The sequence below is a fragment of the Carboxydocella sp. ULO1 genome (assembly GCF_002049255.1).
GTDB lineage: Bacteria > Bacillota.
In genome coordinates this window covers 70,204-88,603 of record NZ_BDLQ01000031.1, presented here as the reverse complement: position 1 = coordinate 88,603, position 18,400 = coordinate 70,204, and the positions used below count along the sequence as shown (strand labels likewise).

General features: G+C 50.9%; 20 protein-coding genes. 1 reads left to right on the top strand and 19 read right to left on the bottom strand.

The genetic code is table 11. From position 1 onward, the window contains the following. Nucleotides 1–21: 21 nt before the first annotated feature. From ULO1_RS06445 to ULO1_RS06395, 11 genes are all read right to left on the bottom strand, one after another. Nucleotides 22–1,344, bottom strand: a complete 1,323-nt coding sequence (locus tag ULO1_RS06445) for a 4Fe-4S binding protein (RefSeq protein WP_079933204.1) — start codon at nucleotides 1,342–1,344, stop codon at nucleotides 22–24. Next, nucleotides 1,341–1,589 (bottom strand): hypothetical protein, encoded by a 249-nt coding sequence (locus ULO1_RS06440; protein WP_079933203.1) that lies wholly within the window; start codon nucleotides 1,587–1,589, stop codon nucleotides 1,341–1,343. Before ULO1_RS06440 ends, ULO1_RS06445 begins: the two co-directional genes overlap by 4 nt. A gap of 212 nt (nucleotides 1,590–1,801) precedes the next feature. Beyond that, on the bottom strand, nucleotides 1,802–3,061 hold the full coding sequence (gene clpX / locus ULO1_RS06435; RefSeq protein WP_079933202.1) for an ATP-dependent Clp protease ATP-binding subunit ClpX: 1,260 nt from the start codon (nucleotides 3,059–3,061) through the stop codon (nucleotides 1,802–1,804). Nucleotides 3,062–3,079: 18 nt separating this feature from the next. Continuing rightward, nucleotides 3,080–3,667 carry an ATP-dependent Clp endopeptidase proteolytic subunit ClpP gene (gene clpP, locus ULO1_RS06430; protein WP_078664309.1) on the bottom strand — a complete coding sequence of 196 codons (588 nt, stop codon included), beginning with the start codon at nucleotides 3,665–3,667 and terminating at the stop codon, nucleotides 3,080–3,082. Between the two features lie 79 nt (nucleotides 3,668–3,746). Further along, complete coding sequence (tig, locus tag ULO1_RS06425) at nucleotides 3,747–5,036, bottom strand: trigger factor (protein WP_078664310.1); 1,290 nt, start codon at nucleotides 5,034–5,036, stop codon at nucleotides 3,747–3,749. 109 nt (nucleotides 5,037–5,145) lie between these two features. Next, entirely contained in the window at nucleotides 5,146–5,622 is a 477-nt protein-coding gene (locus ULO1_RS06420; RefSeq protein WP_078664311.1) for a metallophosphoesterase, read from the bottom strand. Between the two features lie 2 nt (nucleotides 5,623–5,624). Next, on the bottom strand, nucleotides 5,625–6,233 hold the full coding sequence (locus ULO1_RS06415; RefSeq protein ID WP_078664312.1) for an XTP/dITP diphosphatase: 609 nt from the start codon (nucleotides 6,231–6,233) through the stop codon (nucleotides 5,625–5,627). Continuing rightward, nucleotides 6,233–6,970 (bottom strand): ribonuclease PH, encoded by a 738-nt coding sequence (gene rph, locus ULO1_RS06410; RefSeq protein WP_078664313.1) that lies wholly within the window; start codon nucleotides 6,968–6,970, stop codon nucleotides 6,233–6,235. Before rph ends, ULO1_RS06415 begins: the two co-directional genes overlap by 1 nt. 10 nt (nucleotides 6,971–6,980) lie before the next feature. Then, on the bottom strand, nucleotides 6,981–7,946 hold the full coding sequence (locus ULO1_RS06405; RefSeq protein WP_078664314.1) for a lantibiotic ABC transporter: 966 nt from the start codon (nucleotides 7,944–7,946) through the stop codon (nucleotides 6,981–6,983). A 14-nt stretch (nucleotides 7,947–7,960) separates the two neighbouring features. Next, nucleotides 7,961–8,392, bottom strand: a complete 432-nt coding sequence (locus ULO1_RS06400; RefSeq protein ID WP_079933201.1) for a DUF86 domain-containing protein — start codon at nucleotides 8,390–8,392, stop codon at nucleotides 7,961–7,963. Then, the gene (locus tag ULO1_RS06395; RefSeq protein ID WP_143325421.1) at nucleotides 8,379–8,792 is read right to left on the bottom strand and encodes a nucleotidyltransferase domain-containing protein; all 414 of its coding nucleotides are present in this window, start codon (nucleotides 8,790–8,792) and stop codon (nucleotides 8,379–8,381) included. Before ULO1_RS06395 ends, ULO1_RS06400 begins: the two co-directional genes overlap by 14 nt. 189 nt (nucleotides 8,793–8,981) lie before the next feature. On the opposite strand from ULO1_RS06395, the gene ULO1_RS06390 reads away from it, so the two are divergent. Beyond that, complete coding sequence (locus ULO1_RS06390) at nucleotides 8,982–10,766, top strand: cytochrome c3 family protein (RefSeq protein ID WP_143325420.1); 1,785 nt, start codon at nucleotides 8,982–8,984, stop codon at nucleotides 10,764–10,766. 48 nt (nucleotides 10,767–10,814) lie between these two features. On the opposite strand, the gene ULO1_RS06385 is transcribed toward ULO1_RS06390, so the two are convergent. From ULO1_RS06385 to ULO1_RS15145, 8 genes are all read right to left on the bottom strand, one after another. Beyond that, on the bottom strand, nucleotides 10,815–11,138 hold the full coding sequence (locus tag ULO1_RS06385) for a DUF4387 domain-containing protein (RefSeq protein ID WP_078664317.1): 324 nt from the start codon (nucleotides 11,136–11,138) through the stop codon (nucleotides 10,815–10,817). Next, nucleotides 11,131–12,504: an acyclic terpene utilization AtuA family protein gene (locus ULO1_RS06380; protein WP_079907065.1), complete on the bottom strand. Its 1,374-nt coding sequence runs from the start codon at nucleotides 12,502–12,504 to the stop codon at nucleotides 11,131–11,133. Before ULO1_RS06380 ends, ULO1_RS06385 begins: the two co-directional genes overlap by 8 nt. A gap of 10 nt (nucleotides 12,505–12,514) precedes the next feature. Continuing rightward, entirely contained in the window at nucleotides 12,515–13,270 is a 756-nt protein-coding gene (locus tag ULO1_RS06375; protein ID WP_079907066.1) for an MBL fold metallo-hydrolase, read from the bottom strand. Beyond that, nucleotides 13,270–14,076, bottom strand: coding sequence for an acyl-CoA dehydratase activase (locus tag ULO1_RS06370; RefSeq protein ID WP_079933199.1), 807 nt, complete (start codon nucleotides 14,074–14,076; stop codon nucleotides 13,270–13,272). The genes ULO1_RS06375 and ULO1_RS06370 overlap by 1 nt, the downstream gene beginning before the upstream one ends. A 5-nt stretch (nucleotides 14,077–14,081) precedes the next feature. Continuing rightward, nucleotides 14,082–15,062: a 2-hydroxyacyl-CoA dehydratase gene (locus tag ULO1_RS06365; RefSeq protein ID WP_078664321.1), complete on the bottom strand. Its 981-nt coding sequence runs from the start codon at nucleotides 15,060–15,062 to the stop codon at nucleotides 14,082–14,084. 31 nt (nucleotides 15,063–15,093) lie between these two features. Continuing rightward, entirely contained in the window at nucleotides 15,094–16,341 is a 1,248-nt protein-coding gene (locus tag ULO1_RS06360) for a methylaspartate ammonia-lyase (protein ID WP_079933198.1), read from the bottom strand. 19 nt (nucleotides 16,342–16,360) lie between these two features. Further along, a complete protein-coding gene (locus ULO1_RS06355) occupies nucleotides 16,361–17,812 on the bottom strand; it encodes a methylaspartate mutase subunit E (RefSeq protein WP_078664323.1) in 1,452 nt (483 codons plus the stop codon). An 11-nt stretch (nucleotides 17,813–17,823) separates the two neighbouring features. Next, nucleotides 17,824–18,400, bottom strand: a 577-nt coding sequence (locus tag ULO1_RS15145) for a glutamate mutase L (RefSeq protein WP_242947906.1), incomplete at its 5' end; no start/stop codon positions are given.

The window sequence follows — 18,400 nt, the reverse complement described above, 5'->3', positions numbered from 1 at the left end:
AGCCAGAGGTGATTTTAGTCTTTACATACGCATCGCCATGGGTAAAATGAAGAGATAAATATTGATTGCTGTCAGGATAGCAATTAGTATGCTTACAGGCAACCAGCTGGCCAAAGCTTTCTGTTCATAATTGGTTCTGGCAATCCGCCAGGCGGTATAAAGGGAACCAATGGCGCCCAGACCGATTAAAATGAATTGCAGGATTTGAATAGTATCATTCCCTACCAGAGCAGGAGATCCCCCATGGGTTTCATGGCCAAACAGCGCCAGGAAGGTATACCAGATATTTTTCCCTTCCGCTAGGATATGGAACAGGTTGTGGGCCACATGCCCGGCCAAATCCAGTGGAATCAAGGCATAGCCGAAACGGGCAAAGTTTTGCCAGCCACTTTCTCCGTTAAACAGACCAGCTAGTTTGCCAGTCAGCCAGGTAGCTGCCACAGGTAAAGTCATGGCAATCAGGAACAACACCGTAAAGGTAACACCATAGTTAGTTGTTCCCAGAATGTGTTCCAGACTCTTTTGCCACTTCTGCCAGATTTCCAGCATGGTCACATTCTGGACAAACACAATCCCCATAATTACTACCGCCAGGAAAGATTCTTCCAGCCGGGGTTTGCGAATAAACCAGAGTTCACTGGTAGGTAACCGCCAGGAAAGCTGCAATGAATCATTGGGGCAATTCTTTATACAGTTGCCACATAGATTACAGGTAGCACTGGTTTCCATCGTCCGGGGCACTTCAAAGAGAGGACAACCGGGAGCCTTTTCTCCCCCTTTGTAGCAGGCCAGCGTCTTACAATTAGCGCAGATCTCCGGTGTGGCCCTCAGCTGTAAAGCTCCAGTTCGCGAGTAGTTCCCTGCTAGTCCACCCAGGAAGCAAAGATAACGACACCAGGTCCGCCGTTCCCAGAAAGAACCGGCTATAATTACACCGGTGGTGATCAGCAACAATAAAATGCCCGAACCCCGGGGTGACTCCACAATCCCCCAGACATGGTCGGCCCAGGTGATCAAAATAAAAAAGAGGTCGATTAACCAGATGCCATATTTCTTCAAGAAGTTTGGTACTTTTCCATTTACCCCTACCACTTTCTGCACCAGGTCACTAACGGTGGCAAAGGGACAAATAGCACACCAGAAACGGCCAAAAATCACGAATATCAGCGGAATCACTGGCCACCACAGCACCCAGGTCATAGCAGTGCCAAAATTGTCATGAGCTGAACCAGGCCCTGCGATCAATTGATAAACTATTACCGTAAACACACCCAGCACCAGCCATTGCAACAAACCGGGAAACCAGGCAAAGCGCAGTATTTTTTTCAGGGTTGCTCCTTTCATGCTTTTTCCACCTCCTGCCTGGTATATTTGAGATATGCTGCTGTAGTAATAGCCAGACCATTTATAACCGCAATAGCAAGTAAAAATTTGACCGGAATATCTCCCTGTTCTTCCTTTTCCTCATGAACTGCTGGCATTTCTTCATGACCATCTCCAGCTTTTTTGCCATCGGCAAAAGCAGGTGATGTCAAGCTTCCGAAAAAGGTTATCAGCAAGGCAACTAGTACCAGCCCTCGTTTTAGCACGGTCATCCTCCCCCTTTACTATGTATCGTAGTACGACTATAGTGTATTAGAAGCCCTTCTATTAGTCAATGAAATTTCTGTGAACAAAAAATCTACAAAAAATACACAAAAAATCTACATATGTTAATTTATGCCAGAATATAAAAATATAAAAATAAAAGGAGAAAACATATTATACTTCAACTAATATGTTTTCTCCTTTATCTTTTATTTTAGGCTGTCACGCCTTTTTTCTTTTTCTTCTTTTCGGCAGTAATGATCAGGGGCTGTTCTTTTTTCAGGATGCAGTCGGCCGTAATCACAACTTTCTCGATATCATCACGGGAAGGAATCTCGTACATAATGTCCAGCATGATGTCCTCGATAATAGCCCTTAAGCCCCGGGCCCCGGTATTGCGCTTGAGCGCCTCCTGAGCCACTACCCGCAGGGCTTCCGGCTGAAACTCCAGCTCGATGCCATCCAGCTCGAAAAGTTTCTGGTACTGCTTGACCAGAGCATTCTTGGGCTCAGTCAGGATGCGGACGAGAGCCTCTTCATCCAGGGCATCCAGGGTCACAATCACCGGCAGCCGCCCGACAAACTCCGGAATCAGACCGTACTTGAGCAAATCCTCGGGCAGGATCTCCCGCAGCAGCTCACCGATATTGCGCTCCTGCCGGGACTTGACTTCCGCCCCAAAGCCCAGGGTTTTCTTGGCCAGCCGGTTTTGAATGATTTTGTCCAGACCATCAAAGGCACCACCGCAGATAAAGAGGATATTGGTAGTGTCCAGCTGAATGAATTCCTGATGGGGGTGTTTGCGTCCTCCCTGCGGGGGCACACTGGCAGTAGTCCCCTCCAGAATTTTCAGCAGGGCCTGCTGTACCCCTTCTCCAGATACATCCCGGGTAATGGAGGGGTTATCGGACTTGCGGGCGATTTTATCGATTTCATCAATATAGACAATCCCTTTTTCCGCCCGCTCGATATCATAATCGGCATTCTGGATCAGCTTGAGGAGAATGTTCTCTACATCCTCACCCACATAACCGGCTTCCGTCAAACTGGTCGCATCGGCAATGGCAAAAGGCACATTGAGAAGCCGGGCCAGAGTCTGAGCCAGCAACGTCTTACCACTACCGGTAGGGCCGATCATGATGATATTGGACTTTTGCAGTTCCACATCATCAATTTTGCCTCCCAGATTGATGCGCTTGTAGTGGTTATAGACTGCCACGGCCAGGGCTTTTTTGGCTTCCTCCTGACCGATGACATACTGGTCCAGGATCTCCTTGATCTCTCTGGGTTTGGGGATATCACCCAGTTCGAATTCCGTTTCCTCGTGCAATTCCTCTTCGATGATTTCATTGCACAGTTCTATACATTCATCACAGATATATACCCCGGGGCCAGCCACCAGCTTCTTGACCTGATCCTGTAACTTGCCGCAGAAGGAACACTTCAGTTGGCCTTTGTCATCATATTTGTACATAAAATATCACCTCAAAGTTTACTTCTTACGGGTAATCACCTCATCGATGATCCCGTACTGTTTAGCCTGGTCTGCTGACATGAAGAAATCCCTTTCGGTATCGACAGCGATTTTCTCCAGTGGTTGGCCGGTGTGATGGGAGAGCAATTCATTCAATACCTGCTTCATGCGCAAAATCTCGCGGGCATGGATTTCAATCTCAGTGGCCTGGCCCTGTACACCGCCCAGGGGCTGATGGATCATGATCCGGGCCTGGGGCAAAGCGAAGCGCTTACCTTTGGCCCCGGCAGCCAGCAGGAAAGCCCCCATGGAAGCTGCCTGGCCCAGGCAGATAGTGGATACATCGGGTTTGATATACTGCATGGTATCATAAATTGCCATTCCAGCGGTTACAACCCCACCCGGGGAATTGATATACAGATGAATGTCCTTGTCCGGATCTTCCGCTTCCAGGAACAGCATCTGGGCAATGACCAGGTTGGCCATGTGGTCATCAATGGGACCACCAATGAAGATAATCCGGTCTTTCAGCAAGCGGGAATAAATATCATAGGAGCGCTCACCGCGATTAGTCTGTTCCACCACAATTGGTACCAAATAACTCATTTGTTATCACCTCATTCTACTCTTAAATGGGTAAATGGGCAAACAAGACGGCATTACACAGCCGCCTTGTCCTCCCACCCTAAGCTATTTTGGCTTTTTCCACCAGGAACTTGATGGTTTTTTCAAAAGCTATGCTATTTTTCAACGCATCCATGGAGCCATAACGTTCAAAGGCTGTGCGCAGTTCTTCCACACCCTGGTTATAAATTTTGGCCAGCTTTTCCAGTTCAGCAGTAACTTCTTCCTCAGTGGCATCAATAGCTTCCTTGCGGGCAATAGCTTCCAGAACCAGATCGGTGCGCACAGATTTTTCCGCTTCCGGACGCAGGTCGGCCTTTACCTGCTCGATAGTGGAACCAGTGTAACGCAGATAGTCTTCCATGGTCAGACCTTGCCGCTGCAGGCGCTCAGACATATCCTGCACCATGTTTTCCAGGCGGTTTTCAATCATCACTGCCGGAATTTCCACTTTGGCATTGGCAACCGCCTTTTCCACTACCTGACTGCGGACAGAGGCTTCCGCATTCTTTTCTGCGGTCTCCAATAGTCTATTCCGAATGTCAGCTTTTAATTCCTCCAGAGTATTAAATTCACTGACATCTTTGGCAAATTCGTCATCCAGAGGCAGCAATTCCTTGCGGCGGATGGTCTTGACAGTAACTTTGAAAACGGCATCCTTACCGGCCAGGTTTTCGGCATGATACTCCTGCGGGAAGGTTACTTTCACATCTCTGGTCTCGCCCACCCGGGCCCCAATCAGCTGCTCCTCAAAGCCAGGAATAAAGGTACCAGAGCCGATTTCCAGGGGATAGTCCTCCCCTTTGCCACCAGCAAAAGCTTCCTCATCGATAAAGCCTTCAAAGTCGATGACAGCGACATCGCCTTTTTCCACAGTGCCATCTTCCACAGTCTGGATTTTAGCATAGCGCTGTTGCAGCTGGGCCAGTTCCTTTTCCACATCTTCATCGGTTACATTGACTTCAGGCTTATTGACTTCCAGTTCAGTATACTGACCCAGTTCCACTTCCGGTTTTACCTGAACAGTAGCCTTGAAGATCAGCGGTTGACCTTCTTCTGCCTGCACCAGTTCTACCTGTGGCCGGTCAATGGGCTCAATTTCAGTCTCCATAACGGCCTGGAAATAGGCATCTGCCAGCAAGGTATCCAGAGCTTCATTATAGAGGCTTTCCTTGCCAAAATATCTTTCAAAAATGAACCGCGGCGCCTTTCCTTTCCGGAAGCCGGGGATATTCACTTTTTTCACCAGTTTCCGATAGGCCTGATCCAGCGCCAGGCTGAAGCGTTCAGCCGGTACTTCCACATCCAGTTGTACCAGGTTCTTTTCTATTTTTTGGGCTGTGGCTTTCATCAACTAATGCTCCCCCTTAAGATTATGTAGTTTTTTAGCCAGTCTTTAAACGGCATATATTTATTTTACATGATTCTGTCAAGATACGCAAATAAATTTCAGAAAAATCTCAGGGCCGCCATTCGACAATTTCAACTCGTATCCCGTCCTGCTCCAGCCAGAGGCGACCATAGCTGCCATAAGGAGAACCCGTGCGCGGTCTGGCCAGGCTGCCGGGGTTGAACAGCAAAACTTGCCCGTCATCCTCCTGAACCGGTATATGGCTGTGGCCAAATACTACAATCCTTACCCCTTCCTCCTGGCCCTTGTAATAAAGGGAGCTCAGCCCTGACTTGGCTCCATAACGATGACCATGCAGGAGCAAAAGGGGTACATCAGCAAGGACCAGCTTTTTCTCCTCCGGCCCTGCCCAATCACAGTTTCCCTTCACTCCGTACACCGGCACCTCGATTACCTGGCTGAGGGCAATCGCATCATCATAATGATCCCCGGCATGCAGGATAGCATCAGCCCTGCCTTCCCTGTCCAGTACCTCACGGCATAACTGCCAGCGACCATGGGTATCACTGAAAACCAGGATTTTCATAATTACTCACCTGCCCTGGCCAGTCGTTCCAGTTCACTTATCATTTTGCGCAAAGCCTGGCCCCGGTGGCTGACGGCATTTTTTTCATCCGGGCTCAGCTCAGCCATGGTCTTGCCTTTTTCCGGCAGGTAGAAGAGGGGATCATAACCAAAGCCCCCTTCTCCTCTGGCTTCACAGAGGATAATGCCAGGACAGCTGCCCTCGGTAACTGCCACTACCCCGCGTTCCGGATGGGCTAAAGCCATCACACAACGAAAACGGGCTTCCCGGTCAGAAAAAGGCACTCCCGCCAGTTCTTCCAGTAATTTGGCATTATTGCGGGCATCATCCTTAACCTCACCGGCATAGCGAGCCGAATGCACGCCGGGCGCTCCCCCCAGAGCTGCCACCTCCAGCCCGGAATCATCGGCCAGAGCCCAGCAACCTGTAGCCCTGGCTATTTCCAGGGCCTTTTTGCGAGCATTGCCCTCAAAAGTCAGCTCATCTTCCACCACTTCCGGCAAATGGGGAAAATCGGTCAGGCTTTTGATTTCCCAGTCAGTCCCTGCCAGCAAAGCCTTGATTTCCTCCAGTTTTCCCTTGTTTCCCGTTGCGATCACCAGTTTACCCACTATCCTAACACCACCAGTTGTTTTTGGTAAGCCACCATTTCCGCAATCCCCTTGCTGGCTAAATCCAGCAGTGCGTCCAATTCCTCCCGGGGAAAAGCGGTATCCTCCGCTGTGCCCTGTACTTCCACCAGTAAGCCCTGGCCGGTCATTACCACATTCATATCCACCTGGGCCCGGCTGTCCTCTTCATAGCACAAATCCAGCAGCAGCCGATCTTCCACCTTGCCCACACTGACGGCTGCCAGATAATCCCGCAAAGGCAGACCAGGCAAAGTGCCTGCCTCTACCAGACCCTGCAGGGCATCAGCCAGGGCGATAAAGGCACCGGTGATAGAAGCGGTCCTGGTTCCCCCATCGGCCTGAATCACATCACAATCCAGGGTCAGGGTCCGTTCACCCAGCAAATCCAGGTCCACCACCGCTCGCAGGGCCCGGCCGATCAGGCGCTGGATCTCATAAGTCCGCCCGCCGATGCGGCCTTTGACCGCTTCCCGCTGGCTGCGCTGATGAGTAGCCCGCGGCAACATGGCATACTCGGCTGTAATCCAGCCTTTGCCTGTTCCCTTCTGAAAGGGAGGTACTTTATCCTCTACTGTACAGGTACAAATCACCCTGGTATCTCCCAGTTCTACCAGGACTGAACCTTCCGCATGTTTGATATAGTTGCGGGTGATTTTCAGTGGTCGCAAATCATCGGGTTTTCTGCCATCCACCCGCTGCCAGAGCAATTGTTCCATGGACATCCTCCTATCCTTTATCCCATTCCCGCGCTTCTTCTAAGGGAATGATCATAAACTCGTCCAGGTAGGTGCGGGCAAAGGGATTTTCTTCCCGCCGTCCCACCAGACCTGCTACTACATACAGCTTGCGCACAGGGTCCCATCTAAATTCCTTCAATAAATGGAAACCCTGAATTTCCCCGGTGCGTTTCATGTGAATGCGCGGCCCGGTACATTCCCGCACTTCCTCTCCTACCTTGATGTGATCTTCACCATGATAACAAATTGGCAGGTCTTTGGCAATCAGTTCATTAACTTTTCTTTCCACCTCTGCCAGGTCGATATTGGGTTTTTCCGCAAATTCCAGGACAAAGCCGTGTTTGATATCACTATGTACTTCCGGTTTTTTGAGCCCCATTTCCTCCAGCACCATAGCCACCAGGTCCTCGGCGCTGTGGGCCATCTTCCGGTATTTCAGTGAACGGAAAACGATTTTGGCTATATCCTGGGGATAGGGTCCAAAAACTCCCGGGCGGGTAACAATCACTTCCTCCCCAACCCCGATCAGGATTTCCGCATTAAACCCCAGTGCCTGATACAGCAGATCAAAATGCTCGATTACCACCCGCCGACCGGCCCGTACTGCCGCTTTCACCGCTTCAGCAATTTGCCAGAGCTGGGTAAAAGCAGTCTCAAACCGAACATCCAGATGATAGGTTCGGGTGCGAAAATGCCCTTGCTCCCAGTCCCTGATCAGAGGCAAAGGCCGCACATTGATGCCATCATCATCATTGGTCAGTTCCAGGCCAGGAAACATGCCGCGAATCAAGAGGGATTTGCCAGCCCCGGCATCCCCGATCAAACCTATAATGCGGTCCTCCGGGCTCAAGTACCGCTGCCCGATATTGTTGCCCAGGTTCAGCAGGCGCTGTTTGCCCCGGGGGGCAAAATAGGCGGCATACATCAAGTATTCATACATGGGCAGAACAGCCATTTGTGGTCACTCCCTTAGAGCTCCTGTTTGGGCATAAAATTTTCATTTACCATTAAAATAAAATTTTTGAAATCATCAAGATGCTTTTTCATTATCGCAAATACAATTTTTTTGTCTATTTTTAAATACTCATGAGAAAGAATATTACGAAATCCTACCATCTTTTGAAATATATCTTTTTGCTGTTTACTAATAAGTTTTTCACGGTACAAAATATCAAAAGCGTCCGCCATTTTTTGCGGGCGACCCATATTGTTATCAACAACTATGTGCGTAGCCATGTCCACAATCATATTGATGGCAATAAACAAGTTGTACTCAACCACATCCTGCGCAATTTCGTCGGCTAAAAATTCTTCTTCTGTCAGATGTCGATATCTATTGATTTTTTCGATTGACAAATTAAGTTGCTCCAGCCGTTTCGCTAACACTTCACGTCTCACCATTTCCTTTCACCTCCTGACGTACCCGATCTATCATGCGTTTGTATGTCAATTCCAGATAAGGCCGCATATCCTCATATTCGAACAAGGCTCTGACCAGGAAATTACTGGCCAGGATATCGTCCTTGCTGAACAACAATACTCCATCCAGATAGACCTGATATTTGAGTAAAGGAGTGGCCTCATTCAGGATAGCCAAATCCACTGTACGACCACAAATCTCCTCCAGGTCCCTTTTCCAGTCCAAATATTCCAGTATATCGTAATCCCGATCTTTTAGATATACAGCAATATCCACATCACTGTCCTCCCGCGCATCCCCGCGGGCCCAGGAGCCAAAAAGAAAGGCAAATAGAATATTTGGTTTTGCTGCCAGGTAGCGGCCGAGTTTTTCCCTTTCCATTCCTTTCACCTTCATACTCTTCATTTTCTTAATAATATTATATTAAAGAAGCAAAAACAAATAAATGTGAGCATATGAATATTATGTCGACTTTTTCTTTCAATTCTAACTTCTGTAAAAAGCATTGACCTGGCTACTATTGTCTGTAATAATAAAATTGTCAAAAAATTAACAGAGAGGAGTGGTGTTATGCATAACAAAAAAGCGGCTCTAATCGGACTCTTCCTTGTTCTCTCATCCTTGCTGGCCTTCAGCGGAGCTTCAGGCAGTACCAAGTTTTCCTCAACAACCGGCAAGACATGCGCTGACTGCCATGACCTCAGTAAGTTGCCAGCCCTGAATGCTTTCGGCCAAAAATTTAAAGCCAACGGGTACAAAATTGTTAGCCAGCCAACGAACGTGAAAACCGGAACAACCTCGCAAACCAAATCAACTACTTCAAATCAACCTAAAACAACTGTAGCAGCTTATAAAGAAAAAGATTTCGCTGCCAGCGCAAATCAAATCCTGAAAGTAAAAGTGAAAGTAAACAGCCCAAATTCATCTCTTACCCGGGGTGAAGCTTATCTCTACCTGGCAAATGCTCTGGGCTGGACCCAGGAAGCGCAAAAACTGGGCAAAGAAGCTGATAACTTATTAAAAAAGTATAAGGATAGAGGAAAAGTACCAGCAAAAATGAAATACACAGTTGCCCTTTTTGTCAAAAAGGGGCTGGTACAGGGCAACACCCTCAATCTCCAGTCAATCATGAAAAAGAATGAGGCTGAAAATCTTTTACAGCAAATTGCCAAATTAAGAACAGTTGCAGTAAAGCCTCAACCTCCTAAACCGGTTCCGCTGGCTGCCCGGCAATACGTCGGTTCCAAACGCTGTGGTCAGTGTCATACCGCTTATTATCAAGGCTGGCAGGAAACCTACCATAGCAAAATGATTCAACCCAAAGAACAAGGTATCCTGCGCGACGCTGTGTTAAGCTGGACTTATGACGACGCTGGCAACCAGGGTCCGACTATCGGGAATGCCACTAAAACCCCCTTCACTTTTGATGATGTGGTCATGGTCATTGGCTCCCGCTGGAAACAGCGCTATCTGGTTAAAAACCCGCAAACCGGCGGTTACCAGCTGATGAATAAACAATTTAACGCCGTTACCAGGAAATGGGAAAATTATGGAAATGCAAATGACTGGGACACTCAATGTATCACCTGCCATTCCACCGGTTATAAAATCTTAAGCTATGATGAGGCTAATCCCAGCGCTACCAAAGTAGCCTGGGCTGAACTGAATGTTGGCTGTGAAGCCTGCCATGGACCTGGTTCCGCCCACGTCGTAACCGCAAATAAAGCTGATATTTTCAACCCGGCCAAAGCATCAAAACAGGAACAGGCCAGAATCTGCGGCTACTGCCACATCAGACTGGAAAACGATAAGTATAAATCCAGACAGGGCAAACCCAGGGAAGATTTCCCCGCTCCTACCCTTAATACTTCCTGGAAACCATGGGATGATTGGACAAAGTGGTATCCCGAAGAAGTAATTATCCCCGGTGTTCAACCTGAAGATCCAGCCAGTGCTCCTTACACCGGAGATTTGCAAAACCTCTTTATCGTGGATGATAAGTCCGTCACAGCCGGAGTATATGAAGAGAACAAGCACCATCAACAATATCAAGGTTTTATTCAGTCCAAACATTATCAAACCACTATGATGAATATTACCTGTACCACCTGTCATAACCCGCATAAGCGCGATAAAGTGGCCGGCAGCTTAAGAACCAAGCCGGAAGATCTCTGCGCCAAGTGCCATACCGGTGCTCCTTCCGACCTCTGGAAGAAGATAATGCCAGGTACTGGCAAAACGGCTGAAAACCTCTATGTACGCACCCATACTTTCAAAAAGGGTCAAGACAGACTGGATAAGGGAATGTCAGTTTATGGCCTCCCTGAACCCATCTACTTTTTTGGTAAAAGATAAATAGTAATTCGCCCTCAGGTTAGCCAGGCTACCTGAGGGCTTGTTTTTCTAGTCCAGATTCAGTTCCAATTCCAGCAAAGGCCCATGCTGCTGGGCCCCGTAGACATCGGTTTCTCCCAGGTCCCCCGAAGCCAGGGGGCGCTTGAGGGTGCATTTGATGGCTGCTGCCGGGTCAAATTCTACAAAGGCGATGATATCCTCCTGTTTAACCCCGTACAGGCGAGCGAAGAGCTCCGGAGTAAAAAATCGGGAGGCTTTCACTTTCTGATAGGTTTCCTCATCCTTGAACATAATATCCAGGGTCAGTTCATAGGGGCCGGAGTTTTTGCTCCTGATCACCCGGGCCAGTTCGGTCAACCGGTATTTAGCCATTGCCGCCACCCCCGATTTCCTCATAGTGAATGGGAAACAGTTCCTGCCAGCTTACATCCTGCACCAAATGGTAGAGGGAGAACTGGTAAACCGGACCCGCCTTGAAATCGGAAGGGCTATACGGAAAAGCCAGATTGCCGGCAGTGGAAATCCGCCCTTCATAACCGTAATGCAACAGGGTGGAACGGGCAAAACCGCAAATGGTATTGGCCAGCTCCTGGGTTGGCGCTACAGCTTCGATAACTATCCCGATTTCATGGGAGGTGATGGTAGGTGTGGGCTCCAGTGGTCCCATTACCCCATTGCGGCCATAGATATTAAAGTGCAGGAAATACTCACTGCCGGGTATATCGCGGAAATTATCCTTTACCCGCTGCCGCACTCCAGCCAGGATTTCATCCAGCCGCGCAATGAAAATGGGATCCCGGGCCCCGGCAATACTAACGGTGCGGTAGCCCATTTGCCTTGCCCCTTCCAGCTTGAAGGCCAAAGGAGTCGGGTTATGTTTGCTCCCTGTAACCCGTACCCGCCGTTCACCGACCTGGGTGAAGCGGGTAGCTGTCAAATCCAGTATTCCTCCTGGCCCTGGCAAGCGATAGGGATCGGTTTTTTCGTACAGGGTATGAGCCGCAACAGAAGTGACGCTGCAGCGCCGTTCCGGGCTCAAGGGTTCTACCTCAAAGTGGTCTTCCCGCAACCAGCCGAACATGCAGTCACTGCCACTGCCCGGCACAGCTGCGATGGCTGCACACTCCAGAATTTTACCCAGATGGATGGCCAGGCCGGGATCAAACCCCTCCTTGATGGCCAGAGCAGCAAACACCGCCGGGTCATAGGCCCGTCCAGCAATGATCACCTGGGCCCCTGCTGCCAGGGCTGCAATGAAAGGCTCTGTTCCCATCTGTGCCACTATATGGCTGCTGGCTGCCACCGCTTCTGCAGTTAAGGGAGGAGCCGGATGCAAAGGAGTTATTTTCCCTGCTGCCAGCCAGGTCTGAACCTGTTCCCGGCTCTGTTCAGCACCGATTACTGCCAGCCGAAAACGCAAACCTTCTTCGCGGGCAATTTCCCGGACGATATCCACTGTCCACTCCAGATGGGGAGTGGCTCCGGAACCGCCCGCAGTGCCCACCACCACTGGAACCCCGGCTGCCAGCCCGGCTGTCAGCATCAGCTTCAGGTCACGCTTAACCGCCCGCCGGTCAGTAAAGGATACCCCTGCCCCAAGATAATAGGGTCCCGGATCAGTGGAACCGGCATCCACAGCGATCAAGTGGGGCCGATACTCCAACCCGCGGCGAAAACTTTCCTCCGGAAAGCCATAGCCTAAAATAGCAGTAGGAGACAAGATGCGCATCTCCTTCATCTTCCTTACCTTACCTCCCCTCCACCGTCCAGCTCCGCCCTTCCCGGGCCAGATCCAGACGGCCACTAAAGACTTCTCTGGCCTCTTTCAGTGACAGGGCAGCATTGAATTCCGGCCAGAGATGGGTAAGCAGCAGGAAGCCTGCCCCAGCCTGCCGGGCCAGCTGTCCGGCCTGGCGGGAGCTAAGATGGCCCAGTTCCTGACCTTTGCTTTCATGCTCTACCTGCAGACTGGCTTCAGCCAGCAACAGTCCGCATTCCCGGCTGAATTCAGCCAATTCCTCGCTGTATGCGGCATCCCCGGTATAGACCAGGCTTTTGCCTTCAGCTTCCAGCCGCACGGCATAAGCAGGTAAACTGTGGCTGACCGGGAAAAATTTCAGTTCCAGCTGGCCGGCCCTGGCCTGCCCTCCGGCAGCCGGAATTGCTATCAGCTGCAAGGCTTCCTGGTAGGCAGCAAACTGCTCAAACAACTGCGCCGGTTCGACGGGTGCATACACTGGTAGCGGTCCTGGCCGCCTCCCTTCCCGAATGGCACCTGCGATAGCATGCCTTATACAATGCAAATCAGCCCAGTGGTCAGGATGCCAGTGGGTAATGATTACTGCCGTCAGCTGCCAGAAGTCCATATGTTCCCGCAAACGGCCGAAAACGCCATTGCCACAATCCAGCAGAATCGCTGTGTCCCCGGAGCGAACCAGATAGCCGGAACAGGCACCACCAGCCCGGGGATAGGGGCCCCAGCAGCCCAGCACTGTCAACTTCATCAGTTAACCTCCTTCTCTGTCTGTAATTGGGCTTCCACCCAGCAACCAATAGCGCCATTCATCTGCGGTTCCGGCGGAATAACCACCTCTACCCCCAGCTCCCGCTCCAGAATAGTAACGAGGGCCCGGTTAAAGGCCACCCCGCCGGTGAAAACCAGTGGACCTTTCCCTAACAAAGGTTTTAGCATAGGCTGGACCCGCCGGAAAATGGTATAGTTCACTCCTGCCGCCAGTTCGGCAACGGAATAGCCCTCAACAATCCGGCCAATCAATTCCGATTCCCCGAAAACAGCACAGGTAGAACTCAACTCCACCGGGTTATCGGCATACTGACTCAGTTCCTCCAGACTAATGCCCAGAACCGCTGCCATGTTTTCCAGATAGCGGCCGGAGCTGGCCGCACACTTGTCATTGGTGACAAAATCCCGCATTTTCCCCCGGCTGACAGCGATGACTTTACTATCCTGGCCTCCTAAATCCAGCAGGGTAAAATCCTGCAACCCGGTCTGAGCCATTGCTCCCAGCATGTGGGCTTTCAGCTCCGGAATCGTTTTACCACCAGCTATTTTTACGGTATTGCGCCCATAGCCGGTGGAAACAATGGCTTCAAACTGCGGCAGATCCAGAGCAGCGAAATCCACCGCCAGGTCTTCTGCCACTTTACGGCCGTACTGGCGATAAAAGAGGATAGTATCGTAGCGGTGAAAACTCAACTCCGGCAGAGGCTCCCCCGGTTGCCAGCCTGCCTGCCGCGGGCCCAGCACCAGTTTAGCCTGCCGGCTGCCTAAATCCAGTCCCAGTAACATCGATTTCACCTCAACATCTCGATAAAGGACTCCAGCCGCATTTTACTGCGCGCATCCAGCCGCCCCGGTTTGTCTCCTTCCAGAGTCAAAACAGGGATATCCAGCTTCTCCCGGATGATTATATCCTCAATCTGACGGAAGCAAAAACTCTGAGTGTAATGGATAATCCCATCCAGATTGCGCCGTTCCACTTCCCGACTGATATCCTCCAGCCTTGCAAAAATATCATAGGGATAGGTATAGAGCAGGTACTGCTCCACGATATCCTCAGTGGCAAAAGGCATGGCAAACTGCCTTTGCACCTCATTATAGACCACCCGGGCTCCCAGCTCCTCTACAAATTGATAGATATCGGAGAAAATGGGGGGTACACCGATATAGCCCAGGCGCACATCCTCTTCAATCACCTTGTGGTGCTGGACTTCCGCCAGGAATGCTTCCACTTGCTGTTCAAAAGTATCGGGATCCCCATTAAAGTCACTGCAGGACACCTGGAAAAGATGGTTTTCAAACCCGCTCACCTGCTGGCCTTCCCAGGTCAGACGGTCAATTTCTGCCACCTTGCGGCGAATGCGGTCCAGCCGCTGTTTGGTAGCATTGACCTGGTCCCAGGTTACTCCCCCCAGGGCCTCCATCAGTTTTTCCATTTGCAGTTTGAGCATGTCCCGATCCCGATCGTAGGGAAAGGCGAAAGGTATGGTTTTAATCCCCTGGACCTGCAGGGTCTCCATCAGAGCGTGGGTATTGGAACAATCCCCCTGGGTCACAGCAATCACCCGGTCAATTTCCCGGTTGGCCAGAACGGTGCTGTAGATGCCCTTGATCCAGCCACACAAATTGCGGGGATAACCGGCTACTTCTGCCTCTTCCACCAGTTGCATGGGATCAGGGCTGGTAATGAAGATATTGTTGAGATCCACTGGTATCTCTCCTGCTGCGTAAATTATTTCCACCGGCACCGTGGTGGTTATGCCCACCTTGCCCACAGGCGTTCCTCCTTTACACGAAATTCTTGACCTAAATTTTCCCTTTCATTTTCAATATAGCCAGGGTTCTGGCCATTTCATTATACACCACCATCAGGCCTTCATCCACTCCCATTCCGGGTTTGGCCAGCATCTGATCGGGATTGGTAGCCAGGGCGATGTGCACACAGACCTGAGCCGAACGGTCAGTTTCATTACAGGTACCGCCCAGATAGGCTCCCATACCTCTGGCTTTGGCATAAAGGACCGCTTCGATGGTATTATTGATGCCTCCCAGGTCCGGTGTTTTGATTTGCACCATATGGGCTGACTGGTGATCGGTGAATTCTATAATATCCTCCAGGGTGTTACACCATTCATCGGCCACAATTTCCACCGTACAGCCTGTGTCAGTCAGTTCCTGTTTCAGGTCCTTCAGGGCCCGCATCTGGTCCGGTTTATTGCCCATATCCATCGGCCCTTCAATGCGCAGCTGCAAGGGCCGTGCTGCCGCCTCCAGTTCCTTGAGGTAAGCTGCCATCCGTTTGGTATCATGGCCAAAAGCCAGGCCAATGGTGCCATAAACATCAATATGTAAAACAGGACGGTAACCGGGTTGGCCTAATTCCTCTACCCGTTTCCGCAGCCACTCTACATATTCCAGTAACAGCTCTCCATTTTTGCCCAGTTTGGTCTCCACGTTATTGATCAGTCCATGCGGGAGCACATCAGCCCTTTTTACAATGGCCTTATCGGCATTGTTATGCCTTTCATCCCCCGTCTGACAAAAGATCGGTACAGGAGCGTTAACCAGTTGAGTCCCATATTCCCGGGCGATGGTTTCCGCCATGGTCTCCCTGTGGGCTCTGGCTACGGCATCCAGCAGGGCCTGGGTAATACCATAGCGCAGAGCAGTATGCAGTCTCTCCCCATTGGGACGGATAAAATGGTCAAATTCCTGGGCCAGGGGCCGAAAAGCGGTCAGTTCCCGACCCAGCAACCGGGGCTTTACCTCTTCCTCCAGCAGAGGAATAAAATCTTTGGCCAGAAAAAGGGGATCCCGGCCCCCTGCTCCCGAATACTGTACCGCAGCGCAATCGCCAAAAGCAATCTGTCCATCTTCCAGCATTAACATGATGGAAATGGATTCACCCCGCTGCCGGACAGCGGAAAAACCCGGGGTCAGAGGTTGACCCCGGTAAGTACCGCCATCAGGCTGAGCTCCGGCTTTAATGGCTTTCTGGTCATCAAAGAAGAATCCGGTTAATCCTGCCGAAAAAACAACATCTATTATCTTCATTATCATCGCCTCCGCTTTTCTATCTGGGCCGGCCTACCAGCATGCCTTTACCAATGGCATAGATATCATCGATTACCATCTGGAAACTGGGCTGGCGATTTTCCTTACGGCCCCGTTCAGCAATTTTCTCCTGATGGAAGGCCCGGATTTCCGCATCAAAAGGCAACTGGCCGAAATCCAGGAAACGCACCGCCCCCTGATTGTCCCGGGCCGGCAAAATCTTGCCCAGATTGTGGCGACTGGGGGCAAAAGGTACATCTATTACACCGGCCTTGAAGGCCCGTACGGCCCCAACGGCCCAGTCTCCCTCTCCCAGTTCCAGGGTCTTGTCCAGGATGGCCCGGGTTTCCTTGCGAATCATCTCCATTTCCAGCTGCAGCTCACTGGTCAGGGGCAAACTCTGATCCTTGAGCATGTTCAGTACCTGTTTGGTGGCCTTGAGCCCGGCGGCATTGGCTTCCCTGGTCGGAATTCCCATCGCCTCATGGGGAGTCTTAACAATTACCTTATTAACTCTGGCCAGGGCGGCAGTAACAGCGCCCCAGGAGATGACACCAAAGGCTTTGCTTTCATCTTGCGGGAAGCCGCCCATCCACTGGTGGAACACCGTGGTGATTTGCCGACCACTGTACCCAAAGCGGTTCAGATATTCCTCTGCCAGTTCGGCCAGGGTCCTTATGGCCGCTACATCCTGATAGAGGTTACCACATTGTCCATAGCCCAGGGTCAGGTTCATAACCCCCTGTTCGGCTGCCAGTAAGGCTTCAATAATAGCCACCGCATGGGATATACTGGGAGGCACCAGGGTACCGGTTAAAGGCCCAAAAGGCTCCCGGTTGATGCTGACCCCATTTTCTTCATAATATCCCACCAGGCGGTCAACATATTGCCAGTAACGGATAGACTTTTCCAGCGGCATATCTTTGGAATAAGGAATATTATAGCTGATACCGCCACCCTCAAAATCGGTAAAACCTCCAGCCAGCGTAATTTCCGCCAGCAAGCGGGCATCAGGAGTACCGTGCCGAACCTGTACCGGCACATTCACTGCTTCCACCACTTTACGGCAGGCATCTACCCCGTAATTGACTGCCGGAAAGCCATTGAGCATGGAGCGACCTGCTGCCCGGGACTCCTCGATTCCTGTTTCCGCCTCTTTATAGCGGTTTTGCCGGGTATAGGAATCAATGGTGGTGGGCAGGAAATCCGCCCCGCCTTCGTCCTGTAAATAACGCAACAGCTCTATGTGTTCATGCAAGAGAGCTACTCCGGCCCGGGGCTGGGCAAAGGTAATTCCTTCCCGCTTGCCCTGAGCCAGTTTTTTGGCCATCACCTTGCTGGCCGGTAACTGTTTATGATAGGCAATAGCTTCTTCCAGATCTACTCCGCGTCCGGTAGGCCAGGACTGCAATACTTCCTGCCGTTCAGCCCAAAACTGTTCTAAGTCCAGCTTTTTGTTTACAAGTTCCACACTTACCCCTCCTAGATTTCTCTAAGTCCGGCCGTCATGATAGTCATGGCCGCCTCTTCATCTATTTCAGCCAGCAGACCCATCGCTGCCAGAATATACTCCTGATCCAACCACAGGCGCGGTTGCATGGGTTTCAACAACATGGGCTGTTCCGGTTCAAACAGTACTCCTTCCAGAATCCGCCGGGGCCGGGGATGATGGACCAGCACCCCGCCGGTACCGATGACATGCCCGATTTGGGTCAAATCCTTGCCATACTGGACAAAGGTCGCCCCAAAAGGAGTGTAAACTGTTTCCAGCTGCCCCACATGCCGTTCAGTGGCCAGGCGGGCACAGAGGTAGCCCAGCAGCGTATCCCACTCCCATTCCTGTTCATTTACCGGCAGATAATCAGGCTGCTGGTGTACTTTCCGTACATATTCCTGACCTTCCTGCCATTTTTCTCTAAATAGCTTTAGCAACAGGGCCCTGGGGGTTGCTTCCCAGAGGGCCTCGGCACTATAACGCATGCCCAGGTCACCCTCAACTGTGCGCTTGGCTTTAGGCTCCGGTAAACCCTTCCAGTTAACTCCCGGCTTGCTGGGCGCC

Coding starts and splice junctions, on each gene's coding strand:
- ULO1_RS06445 (WP_079933204.1), bottom strand. CDS start 1,344: ATGAAAGGAGCAACCCTGAAAAAAATACTGCGCTTTGCCTGGTTTCCC.
- clpX (WP_079933202.1), bottom strand. CDS start 3,061: ATGTACAAATATGATGACAAAGGCCAACTGAAGTGTTCCTTCTGCGGC.
- clpP (WP_078664309.1), bottom strand. CDS start 3,667: ATGAGTTATTTGGTACCAATTGTGGTGGAACAGACTAATCGCGGTGAG.
- tig (WP_078664310.1), bottom strand. CDS start 5,036: ATGAAAGCCACAGCCCAAAAAATAGAAAAGAACCTGGTACAACTGGAT.
- ULO1_RS06420 (WP_078664311.1), bottom strand. CDS start 5,622: ATGAAAATCCTGGTTTTCAGTGATACCCATGGTCGCTGGCAGTTATGC.
- rph (WP_078664313.1), bottom strand. CDS start 6,970: ATGGAACAATTGCTCTGGCAGCGGGTGGATGGCAGAAAACCCGATGAT.
- ULO1_RS06405 (WP_078664314.1), bottom strand. CDS start 7,946: ATGGCTGTTCTGCCCATGTATGAATACTTGATGTATGCCGCCTATTTT.
- ULO1_RS06400 (WP_079933201.1), bottom strand. CDS start 8,392: ATGGTGAGACGTGAAGTGTTAGCGAAACGGCTGGAGCAACTTAATTTG.
- ULO1_RS06395 (WP_143325421.1), bottom strand. CDS start 8,792: ATGGAAAGGGAAAAACTCGGCCGCTACCTGGCAGCAAAACCAAATATT.
- ULO1_RS06390 (WP_143325420.1), top strand. CDS start 8,982: ATGCATAACAAAAAAGCGGCTCTAATCGGACTCTTCCTTGTTCTCTCA.
- ULO1_RS06385 (WP_078664317.1), bottom strand. CDS start 11,138: ATGGCTAAATACCGGTTGACCGAACTGGCCCGGGTGATCAGGAGCAAA.
- ULO1_RS06380 (WP_079907065.1), bottom strand. CDS start 12,504: ATGAAGGAGATGCGCATCTTGTCTCCTACTGCTATTTTAGGCTATGGC.
- ULO1_RS06375 (WP_079907066.1), bottom strand. CDS start 13,270: ATGAAGTTGACAGTGCTGGGCTGCTGGGGCCCCTATCCCCGGGCTGGT.
- ULO1_RS06370 (WP_079933199.1), bottom strand. CDS start 14,076: ATGTTACTGGGACTGGATTTAGGCAGCCGGCAGGCTAAACTGGTGCTG.
- ULO1_RS06360 (WP_079933198.1), bottom strand. CDS start 16,341: ATGAAGATAATAGATGTTGTTTTTTCGGCAGGATTAACCGGATTCTTC.